Raw genomic sequence first — 23,070 nt, 5'->3', positions numbered from 1 at the left:
GAGGAATGGTGGACTGTCTTTGCTTCAGCCACTGCCGCTTAAACGGGCGGCGGGTATTTGAATTCGAATTCACATCACGAATTGCCGACGACAAACTTATCGATGCCGGCATACTTGATGACGAGCTGAGCCCTTAATTGGTCGCGGCGCTCAACATTTTCCATCTCGGTGATCATCTCTCGAGCAACGGAACTGGCTCGATCCAACCGTAACTTCTCAAAGAATTCGCTCATCGACTTCTGGGCGCTGGTTGATTGAACAAAAAACAATCCCGAAACAGCATCGATAACTGTGCCGCTTACGATCTTCAAGATGGTTCCCGCCAAGTCATTTACATCGTGGGTAACGAACGCAAAAATAATGACTAAGAATCCAACTGATGCGAAAATGAGACTGAACCAGAAACTTATTTTCGATCGAGCCAGTGCCTGATTGTAGTAGCTGGCGAGGGCTTCAGTCTCGAAGGGTCGCTCGACTGAAGGGATATCTCTCTGCCTCGCAACTTGCGATGAGGTGATTCCGCCTTCAATGGACAAAGGTCCAAGCGTGATGGCCTTAATCACGCCGGATCGTAGAGCGGCCGCCACGGCAACGGCTACTGCGACCGAAGCTAAACCAATCGCCCCATAGCCGAGATAGGTCGATACTGTTTCGATCGACATGGTGCCCCGCCCCCTTTGAAAAGCAATCAAACCCCGTGGCAAGAAATCAAATATGACCCCTGGTGGCAATAGCTGCCTGCTCGCCTCGCATGACCGCTCCTTCATCCGCGCCGTCGGCAACCGTTCCTGGCTGATCGAGAAGCGCCGGCTGACCGAGGTCGATGACCCGGAGGCCTTCTTCCGCTCGATTGCCGAAACACCGAGCTGAGACGATGCATCTGCCGGGCCGGCACCGTCGGCGCGGCAATACTTTTCGATCTGCTAAAAAAAGCGCATGCTGAATTGCTCAGCCATGGAGGGAACGGGCCATGCGTGCAGTGGACATCGTCAACAATCTCTACCAGGCCTATGCGGACCGCGACATCGAGGGCGCCCTGGCACGGTGCTCCGAGGATGTCGTGTTCCGCTGGATTGCCGATCCACGGCAATCGCGCCACGCCGGCACCGCGCATGGCAAACAGGAATTCCTCACCAGATTGCTGGCGCTGGACGACGACTTCGAATACCGGCACTTTGTCCCGGTCGAGATTATCGACGGCGGCGACAAGGTCGCCGCGCAGGTCGAGATCCATATGACGCGCCGCGCCACCGGCGAGGAGTTCATCATGCGCACCGCCAATTTCTGGACGGTCCGCGACGGCGAGATCATCGAGATGGTGGAATATTACGATACCGCGCTGGCGGCGTCGGTGCTCTGAAAAAGATTGAGGCGATCTGTCGGATCGCCGATTGCCGCCTCGTCCTTGGGATGCCGACACGATGATGCCGGCATCAACAGGGAGAAGCAACATGTCGGTACTGTCATCCATCGGCCGCCTAGCCAACCGGTATGCGCAGGCGCGCGCCCGCCACCGCAGCGAGCGCATCCTGCTTTCGCTACCGTCCGAACTGCGCAAGGACATCGGCTTTCCGGAGATTTTCGAAACGCGGGAAAGCCGCCGCGCCACCACCTTCTCCGCGAAGGTCATATAAAATGGCGCTTTCAATGCGATTGTTTCCCGGTCGCCCGGCTCGGGGGCCGGCGCTTTAAGTTTTTTTCGGGGGCCATGTCGGATCGCCGCTGCTTCATCCGTCCTTTGGCTCGCAAGCCAGATCAACCTGTGAAGAGGAACACGAGCATGAACGACCAGACCCCGCCCCGCGCCAAGGTCCTTGGCGGATTGACCCCCTATCTGCAGGTCGACGGCGCCATCAAGGCCGCCGAATTCTACAAGAAGGCCTTCGGCGCGGAGGAAGTGTTCGCCTATCCGCCGGACGACAAGGGCCGCACCATGCATATCCATCTCTATGTCAACGGCTCGACGCTGATGCTGGGCGACGCCTATCCCGAACACGGCCATCCCCACCAGGCGGCGCAGGGCTACACGCTGCAGCTCCATCTCGGCAGCGACGATATCGACGCCTGGTGGAAACGCGCGGTCGATGCCGGCTGCGAAATCGTCACCCCGCTGCAGGTGATGTTCTGGGGCGATCGCTGGGGCCAGGTGAAAGACCCCTTCGGCGTCGCGTGGGCGATGAACGCGCCTGTGAAGTGATTTCCTAGCGAGCAGGCGGCGTCCCGCGGGATGACGCTCACTCGCGCTGGGTCGTTCCCCCGCCGACCCGGCGCTCGTTTTCAGCAAAGGAGTTTCATCATGTCCTATGTCGATGGTTTCGTGCTCGCCGTGCCGAAGGCAAATCTCGATGCGTACAAGAAAATGGCTGAGAACGGCGGCGCCGTCTGGATGGAGCATGGCGCGCTCGCCTATGTCGAATGCGTCGGCGACGACGTGCCCTATGGCGAGCTGACTTCGTTCCCGCGCGCCGTTCAGGCGAAGGACGACGAGGTCGTCATCTTCTCCTGGGTCGTCTATGAATCCAGGCAGAGCCGCGACGCGGTCATGGCCAAGGTGATGGCCGACGAGCGTCTCAAGATGGACTGGTCTGCCATGCCGTTTGACGGCAAGCGCATGATCTTCGGTGGCTTCCAGCCGTTCTTGGAGCTTTGAGGAACTCGGCCCCAAGCTAGGTTGAGATTGAGGTCAGGCCGAGTCGAGAATGGTGGTTCCCGAGAACCGGAGCGGAGCGTACTTGAAGTACGTGAGCACCGGAAGCGCAGGGAACCGCCGTTCGCAGGCCGGCCTCACCTCAATATCAGCCTAGCTTGTCCAGCAGCGGCTTCAGCCGGTCGCCATACCGCTTCCACAAATCGACCGAGCCCTGATACATCGGCTGGCGCACCTGCGCGGCCGATGCGGTGCGCACCGGCCGGTCCGTCTCGTGGAACGACAGCACCTTGTCGTCCCAGGGCAGGCCGAGATAGGCCATCAGCGCTCGCGTCTGCCCTTCCTGCTCGGCGACGAAATCCTCATAGCGCACATCGTGGACGACGCCCGGCAGCACCTTGTGCCAATGCGCCATGATGTCGGTATAGAGGTTATGGAAATCGGCGAGCTCGCCGAGGTCGTAGCCGTAGCGGTGGCTGTCGCCGCGGAAATGCACTTTGAAGATCGACAGGCACGTGGCCGCCGCATCGCGCGCGCAATGGACGATCTTGGCCTTGGGCAGCATCATGTGCAGGAAGCCGACCAGAAGGAAGTTGCCCGGCATCTTGTCGGTAACATGGCGGTAGCCCGGATAGCGGGTATGCAGCATGTCGAGATAGGCCTGGCCCGCCTCGGCAAATGCCTTGTCCGGCATGTCGGCGATACCGGCGGGGAAGCCGCCCGGCATGCTCATCGGAAACTGTTTGCCGACGGCCGTCTTCAGGATATTCAACTCGCCGGCCCCAAGGACCTGTGGATGGCTGGCGATGATCTGCTCGACCAGCGTGGTGCCGGAGCGTGGCATGCCGACGACGAAGATCGGCGTATCGTCGGAAATGCCGCTTGGCCTGTGCTTCTCGAAGAAGGCCGCGTCAAAGGTCGCCTTCATCGCCTCGAACTCGCCGCGCGTGCGCACGGGATCGTAGACGATCGCCTTGCGGCGGATGGCATTGCCCTCGGCGAAATAGTCGAAGGCACGGCCATAATCCTTGAGGTCGTCATTGACCTTGCCCAAGCCGAAGGAGAGCTGCATGCGCGCGAGGCTGCCCTGCGGCGCCTTGGCATGCTCGGCCTCCATGCCGGCAAGCTCCTTGTCGCGCTCGGTCTGGCGTTTGACCTGCGTGAGCAGCAGCCAGGCCTTGGCCATGTTCGGGGCGATCGCCAGCGCCTGGCGGGCGAGATCGGCCGCCTCGTCGAGCTTACCCTTCTCCATCATCGCCACGCCCAGCCCGTAGAGGAGCTCGGCGTCCTTCGGCCGGATCGACAGCGCCTCGCGGAACAGCTTGATTGCCTCGTCCAGCCGTCCGGCCTCCTGGAGCGTCTCGGCAAGGCCGATGCGCGCACGGACATGGAAGGGGTTGCGGCCGATCGTGCCGCGATAGATCTCCTCGGCCGCGTCGAACTGGCCGAGCTGCGTGAGCGACGAACCGAGATTGTCGCGTGCGGCCAGTTGGTCGGGCCGGATATCCACCGCGCCGCGGAAGAAATCGATCGCGGCGGCGACGCGCCCGAGGTCACGCATGACCGTGCCCATATTGTTGAGGAAGTCGGCATTCTCGGGCTGCAAGGTCACCGACTGCTCGAGGAGATCGAGCCCCTCCTCGCTCCTGCCGGTCTGGTGCATCAACAGCCCTAGGAAATGCAGCGCCGCGGCATGGTTCGGCTGCTGCCCCAGGACCTGCCGGTAGAGTCCCTCGGCCTCTTGGCGGCGGCCAGCCTGGTGCAGTTGCAGCGCCTTTTGCACATACGGGTCGAGCGGGCTCGCCGAACCACCTGGCCTGCCGGCGGCGTTTGCCGCTCTTCTGTGATCTCTGTTAATGGGAAACCTGCCGTATTTGTTGGTCCGCCGGACCTACGCCATGCGGGCAAGAGATTCAAGACAAAGCGTCGACGCGCGTCGCGGTCTCCATTGTGCAGATGGACACCGCCGTCCTTTCAGCAGGGTCCGTCGCCGACGATGCGATAGTCCGCCGCGCGCGCCTCGCATGCGTTGGGGAAGGTGCGCATTTGGCCGTGGCGCCTCGCGCAGACGGGAGCGTATTCGCGCGTGCAGAATGTCTGCTCTCCACCACCGCCGCCGCCGTCGCGGCAAGGACCGTCGCGCACGATACGGTACCCTTCCCGTTCAGCCAGGCAGGCATTGGCGAAGGTCTGGCGATCGCCGCCGCGCCGGGCGCAGACCGGTTGGTACTGCATGGTGCAGAGCTGCGGATGCGGCCTGGGCGGCCGCGGCCGGGCCCCATCGTCGACGACCACCGTGCAGGCCGCCAGCAGCGCGGACAGGATGAAAGTGACGACGCCCTGACGTGCGACCGCAAGAAATCGCATATGTCCCTCCTCCGCCCAGGCGCGTGATGCCGGCTCGCGGCATCCTCGCATGCTACGCGGCAAACGCAACCACTGTTTGTGGAGGCGCGAGACCCGCGGTCACCACCCTCGTTCTGGCCTATGCTTGGCCAGTCTCTGGCCGATGACCGGTGATGGAGCCGGGTCTATCGAGGCCCCAGCGTTGGACGCGCCGCGGGCCGCCCGCGACCGTCGTCTTGCAACTATCACGTTTCCGTGTAATAAAAATCACGTTCGGGCATTTGCGACCCGGAGAGCGGCACGTTTTGGACGACCTTTCCCCGACAAGTGTGAATCTCTGACAACCCCGTTTTTCGGCGGGGGGTTCGACCATGCGCAAATGCATGACCGCCGAAGCAACCACCGGGATTTGCCCAAGGCGCGAGGCAGCGGGGCAAACCACAAGACTGACACGGGTGAAGGAGTTTTCCCCAATGGCCCAGACCGGTACCGTAAAGTTCTTCAATGCCACCAAAGGCTTCGGCTTCATCACGCCGGACGGCGGCGCCAAGGACGTGTTCGTCCACATCTCCGCGATCGAGGCTTCCGGCCTGCGCACGTTGGTTGACGGCCAGAAGGTCACCTTCGATGTCGAGCCCGACCGCATGGGCAAGGGCCCGAAGGCGGTCAACCTGCGCGCCGCCTGATCGTCAAGCGCCTGTCCTTGCGGATGCAGTGGTGCGGCAGGATCATAAAGCGGCTTGCAGGCAGGCCCAAAATTGCGAAGGCGCGACAGAACCGTCGCGCCTTTTTCGTATGCAAATGCTTGGATCGGCAGGCGAAAACTTTCTCTTGCCGATAGCGCTAAAATAAAGGACAAATTTCCTCTCGGGCAGTTTGCCGGCCCGAGACTTGACTTGATGGGATCAAAGGAGTTTCCCATGCCGCAGACCGGCACCGTCAAATTCTTCAACCATGCGAAAGGCTTCGGCTTCATCACGCCCGACGATGGCGCGAAGGATGTCTTCGTCCACATTTCGGCCGTGCAGGCGTCTGGCCTTCCCGGTCTTGAGGATGGGCAGAAAGTGACATTCGACACCGAGCCGGACAAGCGCGGCAAGGGTCCGAAGGCCGTCAATCTGTCGATCGGCTAGGCCGGCTTACGACGGATCCGACGGAGGCTATATGAGGCGGGGACCGCTCCCGCCCGGCATTGGGTTGTGCCCAAGCCTCGAAATCGCCAAGCCACGAAAAATCGCCAGCTTCAAAAAATCGCTTGAGCCGATTCCGTTCAGCCTCCGTTCAGCCACGGTCTTCTATTAACCTTTGCTAAAGTCGGTCCGTATCCCCTGAAAAATGCGCGGGCCGGCGCGAAGGAGACCGAAAATGAACCGTTTTCTCAAGACCGCCATCCTGAGCGTTGGCATTGCCGCGACCACCTTGGCCACCTTCTCGGCGGCCAATGCCGACGACTGGCGCTGGCACCATCATCGCCATCATGGCGGCGACGCCCTCGCCGCCGGCGTTGTCGGCCTTGCGGCCGGCGCCCTGATCGGCAGCGCGCTCAGCAACCCCGGCCCGCGCTATTACGAACCGGCCTATGGTGACGACTACTATGTCGACCGGCCGGTGCGTCGCTATTACGTGCAGCCCCGCGTCGTCTATGCCGACCGCTATGCCGAGCCGTGGACCCGGGCCTGGTACGAATATTGCTCGGATCGCTACCGCACCTTCAATTCACGCACCGGCACCTTTACCGGCAGCGATGGAGATCAGCATTTCTGCGTCGCCAACTAACCAGACCCAAGCTTCCCTGCCCAAAAGCGCCGCCTCCAGCGGCGCTTTTTCTTTGCATGCGGATCAGGTGAGAAAGGGGTTGGTCCGCCGCTCGTCGCCGAAACGGCTGCCTGGCCCGTGGCCGCAGATGAAACCGATGTCGTCGCCAAGCGGCAGGAGCTTGCACTTGATCGAGGCGATCAGCGCGGCGTGGTCGCCGCCGGACAGATCGGTGCGCCCGATCGAGCCGCGAAACAGCACGTCGCCGACATGCGCGAATTTGGCCGCGCGGTTGTAGTAGACGACATGGCCCGGCGCATGCCCCGGGCAATGCAGCACCTCGAAATGATGATTACCGAACGACACCGTCTCGCCTTCGGTCAGAAAACGGTCGGGCAGGCAATTGCGCACCGGATCGGTGAGCCCGAAACGCTTGGCCTGGTTCTCGAGATTGGCAAGCAGCGGCTTGTCGGCCTCGTGCGGGCCGATAATCTCGATGCCCAGCGCGTCCTTCAGTTCCATCGCGCCGCCGGCATGGTCGATATGACCATGTGTGATCCAGATCGCGCCGGCGGTGATGCCATTGTCCTTCAGCACCGACAGTATCTTGTCGACATCGCCGCCGGGATCGACGACGACGCCCGTCTTGTCGTCCATATCGAACAATATGGTGCAGTTCTGCTGGAATGGCGTGACCGGCACGATACCGGCATTGAGCTGACCCATAACGTTCCTTTCCAAGTTTCGCACTGATGTAGACAGGTGTGCTAAGCGCGTCCACTGCCCCCGGACAAATATCCTGGAAACGAAAATGGGCGGCCGAAGCCGCCCAGTTGGAAGCTTGAAGCGGAAGGCCTCACTTCTTCATCGCGTTCATGACCGCGCCGACGATGCCGGTCAGGATGGCACCGCCGCCCACGCCGCCGAGAAGGTTCTTCAGGTCGAGCGCGCTGCCGATTCCAGCCGCCGCTGCCGCCGCGTCGACTCCACCGCCACCGAGCAGACTGCCAAGGATGGCGGCACCGCCGACGCCGCCGATGGCGCCGCTAAGGATTTTGGTAAGCTGGCCCATCGCCGCCTGCTTCAGCGCCGCGCCAACCGCCTGACCACCGATAACGCCGGCAATTACCTGTACAACGATCTGAATAATCGTGTTGCTGTCCATGTAACTAGTCCCTCCATAGCCGCCTGCCTCCAAGGGCCGACACCATCATGAGACGCCGAACCGTTCGAAAGTCAAATGCGTGAAAGCTTAAATAAAAAGGGCGGCCCGAAAACCGCCCCTATTGCACAAAAAAAGCTGTGACTATCGCTATTCTGCGGCAATCGCATGCTTTGGCTGCACCGCAGCCGAATAGTCATTCATCAACGTCTTGGCTATCTCGCCGACCTCGAATCGGTACGGACCGATCTCCGAAACCGGCGTGACCTCGGCCGCCGTCCCGGTGAGGAAGCACTGCTCGAAACCTTCGAGTTCCTCAGGTATGATGGCGCGCTCGACCAGTTCGAAACCGCGGTCTTTCGCCAGGCCAATCACCGTGCGGCGGGTTATGCCGTCGAGGAAGCAGTCGGGCGTCGGTGTGTGGATCTTGCCATCCTTGACGAAGAAGATGTTGGCGCCTGTGGCTTCCGCCACCTGGCCACGCCAATCGAGCATCATGGCGTCGGCATAGCCCTTGGCCTCTGCGGCATGCTTGGACAGCGTGCAGATCATATAGAGGCCCGCGGCCTTCGACTTTGACGGCGCGGTGCGCGGATCGGGCCGGCGCCACTCGGCGATATCGAGGCGGATGCCCTTGAGCTTCTGCGCGGGGTCGAAATAGCTCGGCCACTGCCAGATGGCGATGGCGCAGTTGATGCGGTTGTTCTGCGCCGAGACGCCCATCTGCTCGCTGCCGCGCCAGGCGATCGGACGCACATAGGCGTCCTGGAAACCCTGTTTCTTCAAAAGCGTACGGCAGGCCTCGTCGATCTCGGCGACCGGATAGGGGATACTAAAGCCGAGCAGGCGCGCCGATTCATGCAGGCGCTCATTATGCTCGGTCAGCTTGAAGATCTGGCCGCCATAGGCGCGCTCGCCTTCAAAGACGGCGCTGGCATAGTGCAGGCCATGGGTCAGCACGTGGATCTTGGCGTCGGCCCATTTGACGAACTCGCCGTTCATCCAGATGAAGCCGTCCAATTGATCGAAGGGAACGGATGCCATGGAAACCTCCCGCGGGCGGGCGCCCGCAAATCGTTGTGTCTTAAAGCCTTTCATATCGGCTCCGTCACGGGATCCGAAACGCCGGCCAATGCTTGAAAGCGTAGGCGGATATTCAATTCGTGGCAAACTCAGGAAGTTCCGGAAAAACGGCTTCCGCTTGCCTTTTCGTTCGCAATCCGCCGAAAAGCTTGTCAAAAATTATCATTGCCCGGAAATTACGTCAATAGTACTGACATAATTCCCGCCTTGCATGGAGAAATGATGACGGATCAAAGCCCCGCAGCCGGAAAACCGATCAGGACGGCGATTGCCGACGAGGACGGCATCGACTTCGCCATCATCGAACTATTTTTCTTCGCCTATCGCGATTTCACCTCCGATCCGGACCAGATCCTCGCGGAATACGGCTTCGGCCGCGCCCATCATCGCGTGCTGCACTTCGTCAACCGCAGGCCCGGGCTCACCGTCGCCGAATTGCTTGATGTGCTGAAGATCACCAAGCAGAGCCTGGCGCGGGTCTTGAAGCAGTTGATCGATACCGACCATATCGTCCAGGTGCAGGGTCCGCGCGACCGCCGGCAGCGCGAACTCTACCCGACCGCCAAGGGTCGCGCGCTGGCCTTGGCGTTGGCGCGGCCACAGTCGCGCCGCATCCGTGCGGCATTGGAGGATTCCGGAGCGACCGAACGCGCCACGATCGAGCGATTCCTGGAAGCGATGGTCAATCCGGAACTAAGAGCGCAGATCGACATTGTGCCTGCGCAAACATCGGGGAAAAACCATGGAGATCATTGAGAAGGTTGATCATCCGGCCGCGCCCGACGATGACGCGCCGCACCTCTTGGTTGTCGATGACGACACGCGTATCCGCAACCTGCTCAAGCAGTATCTGTCCGAGAACGGTTTTCGCGTCACCGTCGCCGGCAATTCCGGCGAGGCCAGACGCAAGCTTGCCGGCCTCGACTTCGACCTTCTGGTGCTCGACGTCATGATGCCGGGCGAGACCGGGGTCGACCTCACCAAGGCGCTGCGGGCCGAGAAGAACGTGCCGATCCTAATGCTGACGGCGCTGTCGGAGACCGACAGCCGCATCACCGGGCTGGAGGCCGGCGCCGATGATTACCTGCCGAAGCCGTTCGATCCGCGCGAGCTCATCCTGCGCATCAACAACATCCTGCGCCGCGGCGGCCCGGCGGCGACGCCGAAGGTCGAACAGCTGGTATTCGGACCCTACACGTTCCAGATCGCCAAGCGCGAATTGAAGCGCGGCGGCGAGGCGCTTAAGCTGACAGACCGCGAGCAGGAGATCCTCGCGATCTTCGCCGCGCGGGCAGGCGAGACCATACCGCGCCATGAACTGGTGGGCGACGAATCGGATGTCGGCGAGCGCACCATCGACGTGCAGATCAACCGGCTGCGCCGCAAGATCGAGCGCGACCCGTCCAATCCGGTGTGGCTGCAGACGGTGCGCGGTATTGGGTATCGGCTCAGCGTCGAATAAATTACCGTGGAAGGCCCTTTGCTGAACGGCCATCGACGAGCGGAAGGGCGAATGGCGACCACGCAACTGGAAAAGCCGAAGGGAGGCGGCCTCGGCGATTTCGCATCGCGGACGCTGAGGGCGATGCCACGCGCCTGGAACCGGTTCTGGCGCCTGGTCGCGCTCTATATGCCGAAGCGGCTCTATGCCCGCTCGCTGATCATCGTCATCGCGCCGATGATCCTTTTGCAGTCGGTGGTCGCCTTCGTCTTCATGGAACGCCACTGGCAGACCGTCACCCAGCGCCTGTCGCAGGCGACAATCTCGGACATAGCGGCCGTCATCGACATGATGGAGACCTATCCGCACGACGCCGACTACGCCAACATCATCCGCATCGCCCAGGATCGCATGCAGCTGAAGGTCGACCTTTTGCCGCCCGATCCGCTGCCGCCGCCCGGGCCGAAGCCGTTCTTCTCGATCCTCGACGAGGCGCTGTCGTCCGAGATCACTAGGCAGATCAACCGTCCATTCTGGATCGACACGGTCGGCAACTCCAACGTCGTCGAGGTTCGCGTCCAGCTGGAAGGCAAGGTGCTGCGTGTCTTCGTACGGCGCAGCCAGGCCTATGCCTCGAACACTCATATCTTCCTGATCTGGATGGTCGGCACCTCGCTGGTGCTGTTGATGATCGCCATTCCGTTCCTGCGCAATCAGATCAGGCCGATCCTCACGCTCGCCGAGGCCGCCGAGAGTTTCGGCAAGGGCCGGCCGATGCCGCGCGATTTCCGCCCGCGCGGCGCGGAGGAGGTCCGCCGCGCCGGCTTCGCCTTCATCCAGATGCGTGAGCGCATCGAGCGCCAGATCGAGCAGCGCACCGCCATGCTGACCGGCGTCAGCCACGATCTCAGGACCATCCTCACCCGATTCAAGCTGCAATTGGCGTTGGCCGGCGGCAAGTCCGAGACCAAGGCAGCGCTCAACCAGGACATCGATGACATGCAGTCGATGCTGGAGGGCTATCTCTCCTTCGCCCGCGGCGAGGCGGCGGAGGATACCGGCCGTTTCGACCTCAACGCCTATTTCCAGAAGCTCGGCGAGGAAGCGCAATTGCGCGGCTGCAAACTCACGACGACGCTGACCGGCGATCCGGCCGTGCATGTGCGGCCGAACGCTTTCGCCCGGCTGCTGTCGAACGTCATCGGCAATGCTTTTCGCTATGCCAAAACCGTCGAGGTCCATGCCAACCATGGCCGTGGCTCGCTCATCGTCACCATCGACGACGACGGGCCGGGCATCGCTCCCGACAAGCGCGAAGAGGTGTTCAAGCCTTTCCTGCGCCTCGACGAGGCGCGCAACCTGGACGCCAGCGGCACCGGACTTGGCCTGTCGATCGCCCGCGACATCGCCCGCAGCCATGGCGGCGACATCAGCCTCGAGGACAGCCCGCTCGGCGGCTTGCGTGCCGTCATCAAGGTCCCTGCCTAGCCAGAGCATGATCCCGAACCGACCTCCGGTTCGGATAAGTTCATGCTCAATCAAAAACAGCTTCATCCGCCCGTCATGAAATCATGATCAAGAGCGCGCATGAAGCGCGCGACCTTCGTTGATTCGGCCCCGACGCCCCGCTTCGATCCGGTGCCCGCCCGGGTGCGCTGGAGCGAGGCGCGGGCTGCTGCCTGGTTGCCGTTCCGGCACGGCGCCGGCGCGCCCAGGACTTACCGCAGCGAAGGACCGTCAGGCGCATCGGGATCGCCATGCGTATCGGGATCGCCATGCGTATCCTGATGATCACCGACGCATGGCGACCGCAGGTCAACGGCGTGGTGCACACGCTGGAACGCCTGACCGAGGCGCTGAAGCCCTTCGACGTCAGGCTCGATTTCCTGACCCCGAACCTGTTTCGCACTTTGCCGATGCCGACCTATCCCGACATCCGGCTCGCCCTGACGACGCCGGGTCATGTCGCGCGTCTGATCGAGGCCGCCAAGGCCGACCATATCCACATCGTCACCGAGGGTCCGCTCGGCATCATGGCACGCCACCATTGCCGAAAGGTGGGCCGCCCCTTCACCACCAGCTATCACACGCGCTTTCCCGAGTATCTCAGCGCCCGCCTGCCGGTGCCGGAGAGCTGGGCCTATAACTGGCTGCGCGATTTCCACAATTCCGGACAGGGCACGCTTGTCGCCACGCAATCTCTGGCGGACGATCTCGCGGCGCGCGGCTTCAACAAGCTGAGGCCCTGGACGCGCGGCGTCGACACCGACCATTTCCGGCCCGACAAGCGCAAGGAAACCAGGTTTCCCCGCCCGGTTTTCCTCTGCGTCGGCCGCGTCGCGATCGAAAAGAACCTGACCGCCTTCCTCGACCTCGACCTGCCGGGCAGCAAGGTTATCGTCGGCGAAGGGCCGGAACTGGCAAAGCTCAAGGCGCGCTATCCCGACGCGCATTTCCTCGGCCACCGACCGAACGACGAATTGGCCGAGATCTACGCGTCGGCCGATGTCTTCGTCTTCCCAAGCCGCACCGACACCTTCGGCAACGTTATCATCGAGGCGCTGGCCAGCGGAACGCCCGTCGCCGCCTATCCGGTGACCGGACCGATCGACATTGTCGGCGACGGTGTCGGCGGAGCCGTGTCGAACGATCTGGGCGAGGCGGCGCTGAAGGCGCTTCACGTCGATCGCGCCGAAGCGCGCCAGCGCGCCATGCGCTACAGTTGGCAGGCCTGCGCCGAAATGTTCCTCGACGCGGTGGAGGAAGCGCTGGGCATGCCGCGCAAATTGGCAGCTTGATAAATGCAGCGATTGGGATGCGCCGAGATTCAGGTCAGGCCGAGCCGAGAATGGCGGGTTCCGAGAACCGGAGAGGAGCGTACTTGAAGTACGTGAGCACCGGAAGCGCAGGAGACCGCCATTCGCAAGCGGGCCTCACCTGAATCTCGGCGCATGCTAGAATAGGCGCCCGCCGTCTGGCACCTTGCGCTCTATGGCGCCGAGCACCACGGCGCCTTCTTCGTCCGGAAAGCCGAGCGTCAGCACTTCCGACATGAAAGGACCGATCTGTCGCGGTGGGAAATTGACCACCGCGAAGACCTGGCGGCCGATCAGCGTCTCCGGCGTATAATATTTGGTGATCTGCGCCGACGACTTCTTCACGCCGATCGCCGGACCGAAATCGATCTTCAGCTTGATCGCCGGCTTGCGCGCCTCCGGAAACGGCTCGGCCTCGACGATCGTACCGGCACGGATGTCGACACGGTCGAAATCGGCAAAGCTGATCTCGGGCTTGCGCTCGCTGCTGGAACTCATCGGTTTGGTTCAGGCGTTACCGTGGGTCTCGAAGAGCACGCTGGAGAGCGCGTCCTTGGCCGATGTACCCGACCAGACAACGAACTGGAAGGCCTGGAAATAGCATTCGCAGGCCTCGAGCGCCGAAGACAGCAGCACCTCGACCTGCTGGCTCGACGGCTCGACGCCGCCGGCAAGCAGCAGCGACTGCCTGAACATAATAGCGCCTTCCTGTTCCCACAGATCGAAATGCCCGAACAGCATCTGCTCGTTGATCAGCGACAACAGCCGCATCACTTCCAGCGCGCGTGTTTCCGGCACCTTGATGTCGAAGGCGCAGGCCAGATGCAACGCCTCGAAATCCTCCATCCAGGAAAAGGAGACGTGATAGTCGGTCCAGCTGCCGGCGACCGAAATCGAAATCTCATCGTCGCCGGCGCGTTCGAAAGACCAGTCGTTGTTGTGGGCCACCTGCTCGATGACGTCCACCGGGTGGATTTCGCGGGAGAATTCGAGTTCGAGGAGTTCCATGAATGCTTCCTGTGTTCAGGGGAGCGCCACACGCTCCGCGGGGCACACACGACGAACAATCTTGTCTAGAACTCGGACGGTCAGGACTTTCCAACGCAAAGACCCAACCGGACCCCACCGCCCGGCGCACGACCCTGCTCGAATCATGCAACAAATTCAGTCTATTGATCGGGAGTCGCGTGAACAGCCCAATTTTTCGCGCTGCGTCATCCGCATGTGGAAAGGTGGCTGTGAGGAAGATTCATGCAATGCCGGTAAGCGATTCACGGCAAAGCGATTTTTCGGATCGCGCTATGTGGAAAAGTTTAACGATTATTTTTTTGCGCGGGGCTTCGCAGCACCCGCAGGTGCGGCCTGTCCGGTCAGTTCGGCGAGCTTGGCCTCGAGCGCCTCGAGGCGCGTTGCCAGCTGGATGTTGTCTTCCCGCGCCTTGACCGCCATCTCGCGCACGGCCTCGAACTCCTCGCGCTGCACCACATCCATGGAGTTCAGCATGCGCTCGGCCTGCGCCCGGAACGCGGTCTCCACCTCGCGCCGCACGCCCTGCGCGGCGCCAGCGGCGTCGGTCATGATCTTTGCGAATTCGTCGAGAATGCGGTTCGGTCCGGTCGCCATGGCAGATCCTCGCTTTGTCGTTTTGACGTAGTGGCGCGCGGCGCGGAATGCAAGCGAAGCCTTGCCTTGACCGCGCCAAAAGCCTGCCGCATGGTCCGCGCCCGATCGTGACCGTCACCGGGGACCCCGTTTTGAGCGAATATTTCCTGCTGCCGCTGGCCTCCCTGCCCTTCCCCAACATCGATCCGGTCATCGTGCATGTCGGGCCGCTGGCGGTGCATTGGTACGGCGTCGGCTACATCGTCGGCATCCTTTTTGCCTGGTGGTACGCCAAGCGTCTGGTCACCAACGCCAGTCTCTGGCCGGATGGCAAGCTGCCGATGAAGCCCGAGGACCTCGACGACTTCATCGTCTGGGCGGCGATCGGCGTCGTGCTCGGCGGACGCACCGGCTACGTGCTTTTCTACGACCTGCCGCGCTATATCTCGCATCCGCTCGACATCTTCGCGGTCTGGCAGGGCGGCATGTCGTTCCATGGCGGCCTGCTCGGCGTGATCCTTGCCATGACGCTGTTTTCGCTCAAGCGCCGCATTCCTACCTGGACATTGTTCGATGTGGTGTCGGCCGGCGTGCCGGTCGGGCTCGGCCTTGTGCGTGTCGCCAACTTCATCAATTCGGAGCTCTGGGGCCGGCCCTCGGACGTACCCTGGGCGATCGAATTCCCCAATGGCGGGCCGTTCACCCGCCACCCCAGCCAACTCTACGAGGCCTTGCTCGAAGGCCTGGTGCTGTTCCTGACGCTGCGCTTCCTCACCCATTCGCGGCTGAAACTGAAGACGCCGCGCTTCGTCGGCGGCGCCTTCATCTGCGGCTACGGCCTGTCGCGCATCTTCGTCGAGTTTTTCCGCGAGCCCGACCAGCAGCTCGGCTACCTGCTCGGCACCAATTGGCTGACCATGGGCATGATCCTGTCCACGCCGATGGTGCTCGCCGGCATCTGGGCGATGGCGACGGCGAAGCCGGCGCCTGAGCCGCGGGCGGCATGACTGGGCTGAAGCAGCGCATCATAGGCCTGATCGGCGCAGCGGGGCCGATCCCGGTCAGCGAATATATGGCGCTCTGCCTGTTCGATCCCGACGCGGGCTATTACACTACGCGCGAGCCCTTCGGCGCCGCCGGCGACTTCATCACCGCGCCCGAGATCAGCCAGATCTTCGGCGAGCTCGTCGCCGTCTGGCTTTACCAGGCCTGGCAGGCTGCCGACCGGCCTCTGCCCGCGATCTTCGCCGAGATCGGTCCCGGCCGCGGCACCTTGATGAAGGACATGCTGCGCACCTGGTCGCGGCTCGACCCGGCGCTCGTCGCCGGCGCCTCCTTTGCCATGGTCGAGACCAGCCCGCGCCTGACTGAAATCCAGAAGCAGACCCTCGCCGGCCGGAGCGCGGCGCTTGCCTGGCACCAGACGATCGACACGCTGCCGCGGCAGCCGCTCTTCATCGTCGGCAACGAATTGTTCGACGCGGTGCCGATCCGGCAGTTCGTCTATGTCGGCACGGGCTGGCGCGAGCGCGTTGTCGGCCTCGACGGGGCCGATGAGCTGCATTTCTTCGCCGGCGCGGGGTCAGTCGACCCGGCGCTGCTGCCGGCAGCCGCCGCCGATCCGCCGCAAGGCGCCATCGTCGAAGTGGCGCCTGCCCGTTCGGCGCTGATGTCGCGGATCGCTGAACGCATAGCCGCCCGGGGCGGCGCCGGCCTCTTCATCGACTACGGCCATCTGCAACCGGGCATGGGCGACACTTTCCAGGCGCTGCGCCGGCACCAGCGCGAAGACGTTTTGGCCAATCCGGGCGAAGCCGACCTCACCGCCCATGTCGATTTCGCCGCTCTTGCCGAGATAGTGCGCGCGCACGGTCTTGGCGTGCAATTGTCGACCCAGGGCGAATTCCTGCTTGGCATGGGCTTGCTTGAGCGCGCCGGCACGCTCGGCGCCGATGCCGATCCCGAAACACGTCAAGCCATTTCAGACGCGGTCGAACGCCTGGCCGGTCCCGGCGCGATGGGCGAGCTGTTCAAGGTCATGAAGGTCCTGCCGGCGGCAGAACCCGCCTGAGATCGGCGAGCGGCCTCGCCCGCTGGTCCGCTTCGTTCTCCGAACTTCGCCTTGACGAACCTGCCCTGCGCGGACGACAAACCCAACCATGCTGAATCAGACCAGACCCGATCCAGTACGCTCGCCGCTGCTTGAAAAGGCTGAAGGCATGCGACACGGCTACTTCACCCGCGTCGGCGGCGTCTCCGACGGCATCTATCGCGGGCTCAACATCGGCACGGGCTCCAGTGACGATCAGACACTGGTCGCCGAGAACCGGCGGCGCGTTGCCGACTGGATGGGCGTGCCGGCGGATCATCTGTTGACCGCGCACCAGATCCATTCGCCGGATGTCATTGTCGCCAGGGAGCCATTCGCCGGTCCTCGCCCGAAAGCCGACGCCATCGTCACCGACCGTCCCGGCATCGCCATCGGTGCCTCGACCGCCGATTGCGGCCCGGTTCTCTTCGCGGATGCCGGGGCGCGCGTCATCGGCGCCGCGCATGCCGGCTGGAAGGGTGCCTTTACCGGCGTGCTCGAAAACACCGTCGCCGCGATGGAAGCCCTCGGCGCCCGCCGCGAGCGCATCGTCGCCGTGCTTGGCCCCTCGATCGGCCCCGACAATTATGAGGTCGGGCCGGAATTCGTCGCCCGCTTCATCGAAGCGGACGCCGGCAATCACTGCTATTTCAGGCCCTCGAAGACGGCCGGCCACTCGATGTTCGATCTCAACCGATATACGGTCGACCGGCTGCGCAAGGCCGGCGTGACCGCCGAGAGCCTTGGCCGCTGCACTTACGCGGAAGAAGAGCTGTTCTATTCCTACCGGCGCACCACACACCGCAAGGAAGCGGATTACGGGCGCCAGGTTTCGGCAATCGTTCTGGAGAAAGAGTAATGGCGCTGCATTTCGAACGTTCGGAATTCGACGCGCGACGCGACCGGCTGCTGATCGAAATGGCCGAGAAGAAGCTCGACGCCGTGTTGCTGTTCGCGCAGGAGAGCATGTACTGGCTGACCGGCTACGACACCTTCGGCTTCTGCTTCTTCCAGTGCCTGGTGGTGAAGGCCGACGGCTCGATGGTGCTGCTCACCCGTTCGGCCGATCTCAGGCAAGCGCGCCATACTTCGACCATCGAAAACATCGTGCTGTGGACCGATCGTCAGGGCGCCAACCCGGCGATCGATCTGCGCAACCTGCTTAACGATCTAGATCTGCTCGGCGCCCGCATCGGTGTCGAATACGACACCCATGGCCTGACCGCCTATAACGGCCGCCGCCTGGACGAGCAGTTGCAGACCTTCGGCCAGATCGCCGATGCTTCCGGCATCGTCGGCCGGCTGCGTCTGTTCAAGAGCCCGGCCGAGATCGCCAAGGCGGAAAAGGCCGCCAATCTCTCCGACGACGCACTGGATGCGGCGCTGCCGCTGATCAAGCAGGGCGGCGACGAAGGGCTCATTCTCGCAGCCATGCAGGGCGCGGTCTTTGCCGGCGGCGGCGACTATCCCGCCAACGAGTACATCATCGGCTCCGGCGCCGATGCCTTGCTCTGTCGCTACAAGGCCGGCCGCCGCAAGCTCACCAAGAACGACCAGCTGACGCTCGAATGGGCCGGCGTCTTCCACCATTATCATGCTCCGATGATGCGCACTGTTCTGACCGGCAAGGTGTCGAAACGTCACCAGGAATTGTTCGACGCTTCCCGTGCCGCCCTGCTCGCGGTCGAGAAGGCGATGACGCCGGGCAACACCTTCGGCGATGTCTTCGACGCGCATGCCCGCACGCTCGAAGCGCACAATCTGACCAAGCACCGGCTGAACGCCTGCGGCTATTCGGTCGGCGCCCGCTTCACGCCGTCCTGGATGGACATGCCGATGTTCTACCAAGGCAATCCGGAGCCGATCGCGCCCAATATGACGCTGTTCGCGCATATGATCATCATGGACTCGGAGACCGAGACCGCGATGACGCTCGGCCGCACCTACCTCACCACGGAATCGGCGCCGAAGCCGCTGTCGCGCCATGATCTCGACTTGATCGTGCAGTGAATCCATAATGGTTGGTCCACGCGGGGGCGTTCGCCAGCAGGGAGTTTTCAGGCAAATGAGACGATCGCAGGTGACGACCGTGTCATTGCTTGCGGCGCTGGCGCTTGGCGCCTGCACCAACGCCAAGGACGTGCTCGAGCCTTCGGCGATCACCCCGCCGGCGAGCTCGGTCCAGTCTTCGGCCGCCCCGCAGGCCACATCGACAACGGCCACATCTGCGACCACAACCGCGCCGGCTCCTTCGCCCGCTCCCGCGACGACGGCATCCGCAAAACCCGCAACGCCGGCGCAAACCGCCGCCCTCGCCAAGACGCGGCTGCAGGTGGCGCCGATCGTCGGCGCGTCGGTGGACGCGGCGGCACCGTTGACGGCGGAGCTGCAGACCCGTGCCAAACAGCGCGGCCTGACGCTTGTCGGCAGCACGGACCAGACGGCGACGCATGTGCTGAAGGGCTATTTTTCGACGATGTCGGAGGGCAAGGACACGACCGTCATCTATGTCTGGGACATTTACGATCCCTCCGGCAACCGCCTCCACCGCATCAATGGCCAGCAGAAGGCGCCTTCCGTCGGCAGCGGCGAAGGCTGGCCCACGGTAGCGCCCGCCACCATGCAGGCCATCGCCGACCAGACGATCGACCAGTTCGCCGCCTGGCTCGGCAGCGGCGGCGCCGGTTGATCGGATCGGCCGAACTGTTGCCAGCCAAACTGTTGCCAGGTTGCGATGTTTTCGCGCTGTTTGTTGCGGTCGCCGCAAGGATTCCCCACAACGAGCTTGCAATACCGGCGCGGGCCGCTAAAAGCCCGCATAAAAGGCTTATGAGAGTCTCTCCGGCCTCTCCATCCTTCACCAGGAACGGTGCATGAAGCTTTTCGCGGGCAATTCCAACCGGGTGCTGGCCGAGGCGGTCGCTCGCTATCTCAACATCCCGCTGGGGAAGGCCAGCGTCAGGCGCTTCGCCGACCAGGAAATCTTCGTCGAGATCCAGGAAAACGTGCGCGGCGAGGATGTGTTCATCCTGCAGTCTACCTCTTATCCGACCAACGACCATCTGATGGAACTGCTCATCATGATGGACGCCTTCATGCGTTCCTCGGCGCGGCGCATCACGGCGGTCATCCCCTATTTCGGCTATGCGAGGCAGGACCGCCGCGCCTCCGGCCGCACGCCGATCTCGGCCAAGCTGGTCGCCAACATGATCACCCGCGCCGGCGCCAACCGCGTGCTGACGCTCGACCTGCATGCCGGCCAAATCCAGGGCTTCTTCGACATCCCGACCGACAATCTGTTCTCGGTGCCGGTGATGGCCCGCGACGTGAAGGCGAAATACAAACAGCTCGGCAATGTCGTGGTCGTGTCGCCCGACATCGGCGGCGTGGTGCGGGCGCGCGCTTTGGCCAAGCGTTTCGACGCGCAGCTTGCCATCGTCGACAAGCGCCGCGAGCGCCCTGGCGAATCGGAAGTTATGAACATCATCGGTGCCGTCGCCGGCAAGGACTGCCTCCTGATCGACGACATCGTCGATTCCGGCGGCACGCTTTGCAATGCGGCCGACGCGCTGCTCGCCAACGGCGCGACCTCCGTCACCGCCTACATCACGCATGGCGTGCTCTCCGGCGGCGCCGTCGCCCGTATCGCTGGCTCGAAGCTGCAGGAACTGGTGATCACCGATTCCATCCAGCCGACGCAGGGCGTGCTCGACGCGCCGAACATCCGCGTCATTTCGATCGCCGACCTGATGGGCGAAGCGATCTCGCGCACGGCGACGGAAGAATCCGTGTCGAGCCTGTTCGACTAAGCTAAGCTGCTGCTGGCCTGAGCAGGCCCGGTCATCCGTTTCGTCCCTTCGCCCGCCTCGCGCGCGCCGCGCATATAGCCGCGCGGCGAGGTGCCGAGCATGCGTTTGAACATGGTCGTGAAGGCCGGCACGCTGTCATAGCCGAGATCGAGCGCCACCCTGGTGATCGGCTCGCCGTCGGCGAGCCTGGGCAGCGCCGCGAACAGACACGCCTGCTGGCGCCAGGTCGACAGCGACAGCCCGGTCTGGCGATGGAAGGCACGGGTGAAGGAGCGCCGGCTCATACCCGCGGCATTCGCCCATTCGTCGATCGTCGCATGCGGCGACGGGGCTGCCACGAAGCGCCGGCAGAGCGCTGCGAGCTTCGGATCGGACGGGAAAGGCAGGCCGAGCGGCCGTTCCGGCAGGTTCGGGATCTCGTGCAGCAGAAGTCCCATGACGAGCGCGGCACGCCCCTCGAGCTCACTCCCCTGCGGCAGCTTCTCCGATTCGACGATCAGGCTGTGCATCAATTCCGTGATGCCGACGACGCGCAAACCCTTGGGCAAGCCGGCGATGGCGTCCGGCATGACATAGACCGAGCGCATCGAGACATCGCCCAGCATCTCGACGGAGTGCTCGGTGCCGGCCGGTATCCACATCGCATGGTCGGGCGGCACCATCCATCGCCCGTGCTTGGTCGTCACCAGGACCACGCCGACCAGCGCGTGCAGCAACTGGCTGCGGCTGTGGCGGTGCTGCGGCACGTGGTAGCCGTCCGGGTATTCCGTGGGCAGTGCCACGGCCGGCCCGACGGCCTGTTCCAGCCATTGCCAGCGGCTTTCATGCAGCCGGCCGAGCTCGGCGGCGTCACCCTTGAATATCTCCTTGCCATGCGGCATCGATGTGGCCCACTTGCGAAACTATTGGACCAAACCACGAAAGAAGTCCCGTGGCAACCGGCCTATAAGGCCGGCTGCGGTTCGCCGCCTAGAGCATGATCCCGAAAAGTGGGAACCGGTTTTCGGAAAAGATTATGCTCCAACAAGACTACGGAGCATTGCCTTGACTGATACGACCGCCACCTCCGTCGCCGCACCGGCGCCGGCAAGCAATATCTCGGCGCAAGCGACGGCCTTCACCGTCATTCTTGCGGTGAGCTTCTGTCACTGTGTCAACGACATCATGCAGTCGCTGCTTTCCGCGATCTATCCGCTGCTCAAGGACAATTACGGCCTCGATTTCTGGCAGATCGGCCTTCTGACCTTCACCTTCCAGGTGACGGCTTCGCTGCTGCAGCCGGTCATCGGCATGATCACCGACAAGAAGCCGATGCCCTACTCCTTGCCCTGGGGCATGGCTTCTTCGCTGGTGGGGCTGGTGGTGCTCGCTCATGCCGGCCATTACTGGCTGCTGTTGATGGGCGCGTCGCTGATCGGCATCGGCTCGGCGATCTTCCATCCGGAATCCTCGCGCATCGCCCGCTTCGCGTCTGGCGGCCGCTTCGGTCTGGCGCAGTCGCTGTTCCAGGTGGGCGGCAATTTCGGCCAGGCCATGGGACCGTTGCTCGCCGCCTTCATCGTCGTGCCGTTCGGCCAGACCAGCATTTCCTGGTTCGCCGTCGGCTCGCTGATCGGCATCGTCGTTTTGTGGCAGGTCGGCGGCTGGTACAGCCGGCTGCGCGCCTCGATGGCCACCCGCAAGCAGGCTGCCCATGTCTCGCCCTTTGCGCGCAAGAAGGTCATGTGGGCGCTGGTTGTGCTGACGCTGCTGGTGCTGACCAAGAACGCCTATATCGCCTCGCTCTCCAGCTACTACACCTTCTACGCCATCCATAAGTTCGGCGTTTCCGTGCAGATGAGCCAGGTGATGCTGTTCCTGTTCCTCGGCGCCTCGGCGCTGGGCATCCTGCTCGGCGGCCCGTTCGGCGACCGCTATGGACAGAAGGCGATGATCTGGTTCTCGATCGTCGGCGTGCTGCCCTTCACGCTGGCACTGCCCTACGCCAATCTGGAATGGACGATGGTGCTCACCGTGCTGATCGGCCTGATCCTGTCGTCGGCCTTCTCCAACATCGTCGTCTTCGCGCAGGAACTGGTTCCGGGCCGCGTCGGCATGATCGCCGGCATCTTCTTCGGCTTCGCCTTCGGCATGGGCGGCATCGCCGCTGCCGTGCTCGGCGTCGTCGCCGACATGAAGGGCATCGACTTCGTCTACCAGGTCTGCTCGTACCTGCCCTTCCTCGGCCTGCTGACGGTATTCCTGCCCAACATGAAGGAGGCGCGGAAGGCCTGATTGCGCGGCCACTTCGAATGGCTTCCGAGGATCAAAGCACCCGCCG

General features: G+C 63.1%; 29 protein-coding genes. 19 read left to right on the top strand and 10 right to left on the bottom strand.

Translation table 11 applies throughout. The annotated features are described in order from the left end of the window. Positions 1-74: 74 nt before the first annotated feature. Positions 75-662 carry a TRADD-N-associated membrane domain-containing protein gene (locus P9273_RS13540; RefSeq protein ID WP_278049358.1) on the bottom strand — a complete coding sequence of 196 codons (588 nt, stop codon included), beginning with the start codon at positions 660-662 and terminating at the stop codon, positions 75-77. Between the two features lie 52 nt (positions 663-714). On the opposite strand from P9273_RS13540, the gene P9273_RS13535 reads away from it, so the two are divergent. The 5 genes from P9273_RS13535 (at position 715) to P9273_RS13515 (ending at position 2,650) form a co-directional block, all read left to right on the top strand. Beyond that, entirely contained in the window at positions 715-870 is a 156-nt protein-coding gene (locus P9273_RS13535; RefSeq protein WP_278049540.1) for a hypothetical protein, read from the top strand. A gap of 100 nt (positions 871-970) precedes the next feature. Then, positions 971-1,360 carry a nuclear transport factor 2 family protein gene (locus tag P9273_RS13530; RefSeq protein WP_278049357.1) on the top strand — a complete coding sequence of 130 codons (390 nt, stop codon included), beginning with the start codon at positions 971-973 and terminating at the stop codon, positions 1,358-1,360. A gap of 91 nt (positions 1,361-1,451) precedes the next feature. Continuing rightward, positions 1,452-1,634: a hypothetical protein gene (locus P9273_RS13525; protein WP_040996825.1), complete on the top strand. Its 183-nt coding sequence runs from the start codon at positions 1,452-1,454 to the stop codon at positions 1,632-1,634. Positions 1,635-1,780: 146 nt separating this feature from the next. Further along, positions 1,781-2,197 carry a VOC family protein gene (locus tag P9273_RS13520; protein WP_071034680.1) on the top strand — a complete coding sequence of 139 codons (417 nt, stop codon included), beginning with the start codon at positions 1,781-1,783 and terminating at the stop codon, positions 2,195-2,197. Between the two features lie 99 nt (positions 2,198-2,296). Beyond that, the gene (locus P9273_RS13515) at positions 2,297-2,650 is read left to right on the top strand and encodes a DUF1428 domain-containing protein (protein ID WP_278049356.1); all 354 of its coding nucleotides are present in this window, start codon (positions 2,297-2,299) and stop codon (positions 2,648-2,650) included. 145 nt (positions 2,651-2,795) lie between these two features. Here the strand turns inward: P9273_RS13515 and P9273_RS13510 are convergent, their stop codons facing one another. Together P9273_RS13510 and P9273_RS13505 are read right to left on the bottom strand one after the other, a co-directional pair. After that, entirely contained in the window at positions 2,796-4,430 is a 1,635-nt protein-coding gene (locus P9273_RS13510) for a tetratricopeptide repeat-containing sulfotransferase family protein (protein ID WP_278049355.1), read from the bottom strand. A gap of 191 nt (positions 4,431-4,621) precedes the next feature. Further along, positions 4,622-5,014, bottom strand: a complete 393-nt coding sequence (locus P9273_RS13505; protein ID WP_278049354.1) for a Kazal-type serine protease inhibitor domain-containing protein — start codon at positions 5,012-5,014, stop codon at positions 4,622-4,624. Between the two features lie 452 nt (positions 5,015-5,466). On the opposite strand from P9273_RS13505, the gene P9273_RS13500 reads away from it, so the two are divergent. From P9273_RS13500 to P9273_RS13490, 3 genes are all read left to right on the top strand, one after another. Next, complete coding sequence (locus P9273_RS13500) at positions 5,467-5,679, top strand: cold-shock protein (RefSeq protein WP_006202520.1); 213 nt, start codon at positions 5,467-5,469, stop codon at positions 5,677-5,679. A gap of 234 nt (positions 5,680-5,913) precedes the next feature. Then, entirely contained in the window at positions 5,914-6,126 is a 213-nt protein-coding gene (locus P9273_RS13495; RefSeq protein WP_006202521.1) for a cold-shock protein, read from the top strand. A 232-nt stretch (positions 6,127-6,358) separates the two neighbouring features. Beyond that, on the top strand, positions 6,359-6,769 hold the full coding sequence (locus tag P9273_RS13490; RefSeq protein WP_278049353.1) for a BA14K family protein: 411 nt from the start codon (positions 6,359-6,361) through the stop codon (positions 6,767-6,769). Between the two features lie 63 nt (positions 6,770-6,832). Here P9273_RS13490 and P9273_RS13485 read toward each other — a convergent pair whose 3' ends face one another. From P9273_RS13485 to P9273_RS13475, 3 genes are all read right to left on the bottom strand, one after another. Continuing rightward, on the bottom strand, positions 6,833-7,474 hold the full coding sequence (locus P9273_RS13485) for an MBL fold metallo-hydrolase (protein WP_278049352.1): 642 nt from the start codon (positions 7,472-7,474) through the stop codon (positions 6,833-6,835). A gap of 130 nt (positions 7,475-7,604) precedes the next feature. Then, positions 7,605-7,913 carry a hypothetical protein gene (locus tag P9273_RS13480; protein ID WP_278049351.1) on the bottom strand — a complete coding sequence of 103 codons (309 nt, stop codon included), beginning with the start codon at positions 7,911-7,913 and terminating at the stop codon, positions 7,605-7,607. Positions 7,914-8,060: 147 nt separating this feature from the next. Then, entirely contained in the window at positions 8,061-8,954 is an 894-nt protein-coding gene (locus P9273_RS13475) for a branched-chain amino acid aminotransferase (protein ID WP_278049350.1), read from the bottom strand. Between the two features lie 261 nt (positions 8,955-9,215). Between P9273_RS13475 and P9273_RS13470 the strand changes: the two genes are divergently transcribed. The 4 genes from P9273_RS13470 to P9273_RS13455 all read left to right on the top strand — a co-directional run bounded on the left by P9273_RS13470 (position 9,216) and on the right by P9273_RS13455 (position 13,232). Further along, positions 9,216-9,749, top strand: a complete 534-nt coding sequence (locus P9273_RS13470; protein ID WP_040997650.1) for a MarR family winged helix-turn-helix transcriptional regulator — start codon at positions 9,216-9,218, stop codon at positions 9,747-9,749. Next, on the top strand, positions 9,736-10,455 hold the full coding sequence (locus P9273_RS13465) for a response regulator (protein WP_278049349.1): 720 nt from the start codon (positions 9,736-9,738) through the stop codon (positions 10,453-10,455). Before P9273_RS13470 ends, P9273_RS13465 begins: the two co-directional genes overlap by 14 nt. Before the next feature lie 51 nt (positions 10,456-10,506). Beyond that, entirely contained in the window at positions 10,507-11,922 is a 1,416-nt protein-coding gene (locus P9273_RS13460) for an ATP-binding protein (protein ID WP_278049348.1), read from the top strand. Between the two features lie 287 nt (positions 11,923-12,209). After that, positions 12,210-13,232, top strand: a complete 1,023-nt coding sequence (locus P9273_RS13455; RefSeq protein ID WP_278049527.1) for a glycosyltransferase family 4 protein — start codon at positions 12,210-12,212, stop codon at positions 13,230-13,232. A 156-nt stretch (positions 13,233-13,388) separates the two neighbouring features. Here P9273_RS13455 and P9273_RS13450 read toward each other — a convergent pair whose 3' ends face one another. The 3 genes from P9273_RS13450 to P9273_RS13440 all read right to left on the bottom strand — a co-directional run bounded on the left by P9273_RS13450 (position 13,389) and on the right by P9273_RS13440 (position 14,873). After that, the gene (locus P9273_RS13450; RefSeq protein WP_278049347.1) at positions 13,389-13,748 is read right to left on the bottom strand and encodes a tRNA-binding protein; all 360 of its coding nucleotides are present in this window, start codon (positions 13,746-13,748) and stop codon (positions 13,389-13,391) included. 9 nt (positions 13,749-13,757) lie between these two features. Then, entirely contained in the window at positions 13,758-14,258 is a 501-nt protein-coding gene (locus P9273_RS13445; RefSeq protein ID WP_040989643.1) for a YbjN domain-containing protein, read from the bottom strand. A gap of 312 nt (positions 14,259-14,570) precedes the next feature. Further along, complete coding sequence (locus P9273_RS13440; protein WP_040996844.1) at positions 14,571-14,873, bottom strand: accessory factor UbiK family protein; 303 nt, start codon at positions 14,871-14,873, stop codon at positions 14,571-14,573. 131 nt (positions 14,874-15,004) lie between these two features. Between P9273_RS13440 and lgt the strand changes: the two genes are divergently transcribed. The 6 genes from lgt to P9273_RS13410 all read left to right on the top strand — a co-directional run bounded on the left by lgt (position 15,005) and on the right by P9273_RS13410 (position 20,750). After that, entirely contained in the window at positions 15,005-15,859 is an 855-nt protein-coding gene (gene lgt / locus P9273_RS13435; RefSeq protein WP_278049346.1) for a prolipoprotein diacylglyceryl transferase, read from the top strand. Beyond that, positions 15,856-16,923, top strand: coding sequence for a class I SAM-dependent methyltransferase (locus P9273_RS13430; RefSeq protein WP_278049345.1), 1,068 nt, complete (start codon positions 15,856-15,858; stop codon positions 16,921-16,923). The genes lgt and P9273_RS13430 overlap by 4 nt, the downstream gene beginning before the upstream one ends. 88 nt (positions 16,924-17,011) lie before the next feature. After that, positions 17,012-17,800, top strand: a complete 789-nt coding sequence (pgeF, locus tag P9273_RS13425) for a peptidoglycan editing factor PgeF (protein WP_278049344.1) — start codon at positions 17,012-17,014, stop codon at positions 17,798-17,800. Then, on the top strand, positions 17,800-18,951 hold the full coding sequence (locus tag P9273_RS13420) for a M24 family metallopeptidase (protein ID WP_040989654.1): 1,152 nt from the start codon (positions 17,800-17,802) through the stop codon (positions 18,949-18,951). The genes pgeF and P9273_RS13420 overlap by 1 nt, the downstream gene beginning before the upstream one ends. A 55-nt stretch (positions 18,952-19,006) precedes the next feature. Beyond that, positions 19,007-19,630 (top strand): hypothetical protein, encoded by a 624-nt coding sequence (locus tag P9273_RS13415; protein WP_278049343.1) that lies wholly within the window; start codon positions 19,007-19,009, stop codon positions 19,628-19,630. 184 nt (positions 19,631-19,814) lie between these two features. Further along, entirely contained in the window at positions 19,815-20,750 is a 936-nt protein-coding gene (locus tag P9273_RS13410; RefSeq protein ID WP_040989656.1) for a ribose-phosphate pyrophosphokinase, read from the top strand. Here P9273_RS13410 and P9273_RS13405 read toward each other — a convergent pair. Beyond that, positions 20,747-21,631, bottom strand: a complete 885-nt coding sequence (locus P9273_RS13405; protein ID WP_278049342.1) for an AraC family transcriptional regulator — start codon at positions 21,629-21,631, stop codon at positions 20,747-20,749. The two genes, P9273_RS13410 and P9273_RS13405, sit on opposite strands and share 4 nt — an antisense overlap. A gap of 163 nt (positions 21,632-21,794) precedes the next feature. On the opposite strand from P9273_RS13405, the gene P9273_RS13400 reads away from it, so the two are divergent. After that, a complete protein-coding gene (locus P9273_RS13400) occupies positions 21,795-23,024 on the top strand; it encodes an MFS transporter (protein ID WP_278049341.1) in 1,230 nt (409 codons plus the stop codon). Positions 23,025-23,070: the final 46 nt, after the last annotated feature.

Source organism: Mesorhizobium sp. WSM4935, from assembly GCF_029625735.1.
Lineage (GTDB): Bacteria > Pseudomonadota > Alphaproteobacteria > Rhizobiales > Rhizobiaceae > Mesorhizobium.
Note: the sequence above shows the minus strand (reverse complement) of the source record. Positions and strands in the feature narration are given on the sequence as shown.